Annotated in this window: 1 protein-coding gene and 2 pseudogenes; 1 reads left to right on the top strand and 2 read right to left on the bottom strand. The window is 59.2% G+C overall.

Going from position 1 to position 2,132, the window contains the following annotated elements; translation table 11 throughout:
* Nucleotides 1-881 (bottom strand): annotated as a pseudogene (locus tag B3C64_RS05655) (ATP-dependent DNA helicase RecG); the annotation flags it as partial.
* Nucleotides 882-1,246: 365 nt separating this feature from the next.
* Nucleotides 1,247-1,441 carry a 50S ribosomal protein L28 gene (gene rpmB, locus B3C64_RS05650; protein WP_291534326.1) on the bottom strand — a complete coding sequence of 65 codons (195 nt, stop codon included), beginning with the start codon at nucleotides 1,439-1,441 and terminating at the stop codon, nucleotides 1,247-1,249.
* A 527-nt stretch (nucleotides 1,442-1,968) separates the two neighbouring features.
* Here rpmB and B3C64_RS05645 point away from each other — a divergent pair.
* Nucleotides 1,969-2,132, top strand: a pseudogene (locus B3C64_RS05645) (MFS transporter); the annotation flags it as partial.

Genomic DNA, 2,132 nt, shown 5'->3' with positions numbered 1-2,132 from the left:
CGGTGCATCAATCCATGTTGCTCGCGCAACGTCTCGGGAATGATGTCCGGAATCGCGCCGGCCAGCGCCTTCGTCTGTGTTTCGCGATCGATCCGGGGCACATCGAATTCCCCGTTTTCCCGCTCATCCACCATCAGTTCGGCACGCTTCGCGAGGTAGTCCTCCCCTCGCAGCATATCCATGCATTTCAGCACCTCGTCGTGGATATGCTCGCTGGAAATCCGTGAACTGGCATGGTACACCGGACGCGGCCTGCATGCGCGGCGAAGTGCCTCGTCCACCGTTTGCGCGTCAAATTTGAGACCGCCATCCGACGCGGGCCATACGTCGGTGTATGCGGCACGCGAAAGTCCCACGCCGAAACCGTCATCCCATTCCCCGCTTTGCGCAGCGTCTTCCGCATCGCCCGATTCACCCTGCCAAGCGGATGCCGGATTGACCGTCAGGATATCGGGATGGGTGAACTGCAATTGGTCGTTGTACACGCTGGGTTCCCCGGAAATGACCGCCAGCGCGCCGGCATGCAATCGCCGCTGCATCCAATCGACGTAGGACTTGCGGTAGGAGAAGAACACCAATACCGCCGATGCCCCGTTCATATGATGGCTCCGTGCGAAATCGGTATCATCGACGTTGACGATCAGACGGAATCCGCGCCGCGCCATCGGGAACGCGCGCGCCTCGCGCACATGTGCGGCGAACGTCATCTTCTCCCCGATTTTCGCCTCGCGCAGCGATCTCGCGGGAATCGGGTCGGTGACGCGGAACGGATAATAGGTCAGCGCATCGCCGACGGAGAGCACACCCAGCGATTTCAACGCGCCGACGCGCCGGCGATTCGTTTCGAAGGAAGAAATCGGTGTTTCCAATGTGGTGCTCATAGCATCTCATTGTGGCACAAACCGGTGATTGCCGGGATGGCTGAAATCCCCGCTATTGCGCACATGATGCACGAAGGTCATTTTCCCCGACAAATCGACGGCCACAGCCAACTATGCCACGCCCGCCCAGCCGCTCTGACACGATTGCGCGCATGCGTCATCCGGCTGCGCCCATATTTTGCGCCGCCGCGCGCTACCGCGCGCCACCGCCGGCAAATCAATCAACGGCCGTGGCGTGGATTGCCGCCATTCCCCGAATTATGCCGGTCCCGAAATCCCCACAGATACAGCGAACCACACACACATACAGCAAAACCCCGGAATCCTCAATGGATCACCGGGGTTTCAAGCCGTTATTTCGCGATTCACGCTTCGACGCGCTGGACCTTGCCAGCCTTGATGCACTTCACGCAGACGCGAACGCGAACGTTCTCGCCGTTGATGGTGGTGCGAACCGGCTGCAGGTTCGGGCGGAAGGTGCGCTTATTGCGAATATGTGAGTGCGAAACGGTGTAACCGGTCTGCGGTCCCTTGCCGCACACTGCGCAACGAGCTGCCATAATGGACTCCCTATAAATTACTATTGACTTGCAAGTCTGCATGTTCGGGTCACACAAATCGATGCATGGCAGAACACACAACTTCTCAACTATACAACCAGCCCCGGCCAATCGCAAACCTTGTGGACAAGGGCTGCGCGCGATTCCCCATATTGCGGTGGTTTTGCGGCACTTTCGCTCATTACGCGCCTCATTCCGGCATAACCCGCTGCAGCGCATCCAACTTATTATCCAAACACAGCAGCAAGCACATGCGGCATCACATCGTTCACGATCCTTTCCCACGCTTCCCGCACCACCGTCCGATCCGCTTCCGGCGCCGCCAACGACTCGCACCACTTCCCCGCCACCAACACAGCACGAAGCGCAACGTGCCACCGCACGCGCGTTCACCCGCAGTTCATGTCGCATAAGCGCGGTTTCCAGCAAGTTCCCCTACGATGTGTGAAAGCATATGCCCATGGCGGACCAACGTCCGCCAAAAGACGAAAAGAGCCATTGTGACCGCATCCGCACAGCCGCACAGCATGGAACCAACGCCGTCCGGCGCACGCCGCATGACCTCCCGCGAAAAGAAATGGATCGTCTACGATGTCGGCAATTCCGCGTTCGTGCTGCTGTCCACCGCCGTGGTGCCGATCTACGCGAATTCGCTGCTCAAGGCAGCCGGCGAAACGAATATCGTATCCAC

The sequence above is a fragment of the Bifidobacterium sp. UBA6881 genome, from assembly GCA_002451435.1.
GTDB lineage: Bacteria > Actinomycetota > Actinomycetes > Actinomycetales > Bifidobacteriaceae > Bifidobacterium.
The sequence above is the reverse complement of the archived record's forward strand: the minus strand, read 5'-3'. Positions and strand labels throughout refer to the sequence as shown.

Coding starts and splice junctions, on each gene's coding strand:
- rpmB (WP_291534326.1), bottom strand. CDS start 1,441: ATGGCAGCTCGTTGCGCAGTGTGCGGCAAGGGACCGCAGACCGGTTAC.